General features: G+C 68.4%; 1 protein-coding gene. It reads right to left on the bottom strand.

Annotated features, from left to right (window positions below):
• The coding region (locus tag NS354_RS12520) for an ABC transporter substrate-binding protein (RefSeq protein ID WP_241490540.1) at positions 1–678 on the bottom strand (678 nt) is incomplete at its 3' end.
• Positions 679–756: the final 78 nt, after the last annotated feature.

Below are 756 nucleotides of genomic sequence, written 5' to 3' on the forward strand. Positions count from 1 at the left end.
GACCTGCTCGACGCCGGGCGCCTCGCCCCAGTAGTCGTCGCGCGTGTCGAGGACGAGGCTCTCGTTCGGCGTCCACGATCCGACGGCGTAGGGCCCGGTGCCGACCGGCGTGTTCGCGAGGTCGTCGACCCCGTCCTCGGAGAAGATCGCGCCCACGGGCGTGGCGAGGCTGAAGAGCCAGGCGTTGGAGGGCTTGGTCAGGGTGACGGCGACCTCGGTCGGCGAGACGACCTCGACGCTGTCGACGACGTCCATCTTCGCCTTGAGGCTCGACACCCAGTCCGTCTTCACGCGGTCGAAGCTGAACTTCACGTCGTCGGCGGTGAACTCGTCGCCGTTCGAGAACGTGACGCCCTCCTGCAGCGTGAAGGTGTAGGTCTTGCGGTCGTCGCTGACGGTCCATTCGCTGGCCAGCAGCGGCTGGATCTCGCCCGATTGGTCGAGCTCGACGAGGCCCTCGTACACGTTCGACATGAGCGCCTGCGGGATCGCGGATCCCGCCGTCGTCGTGAAGTCGAGGTTGGTGGGCGTGCCGGTGAGGGCGATGGTCGCGGTGGTGGGGGTCTCTCCGCCGTCGGACGAGCTGTTGCCCGCGCCCGCGGAGCAGCCTGCGAGGCCGAGGATGGCCGCGGTCGCGAGTGCGGCCGTGGTGAGAATCGCATTCTTACGTCGCATCATTGCTTTCCTGTGACTGAGGCTTCGCGGGGCGAAGCCGGGATGGAGGGTGGGGTCGGGCGACGGTGCCCTATCGCCGAC

Source organism: Leucobacter chromiiresistens, assembly GCF_001477055.1.
Taxonomy (GTDB): Bacteria; Actinomycetota; Actinomycetes; order Actinomycetales; family Microbacteriaceae; genus Leucobacter; species Leucobacter chromiiresistens_A.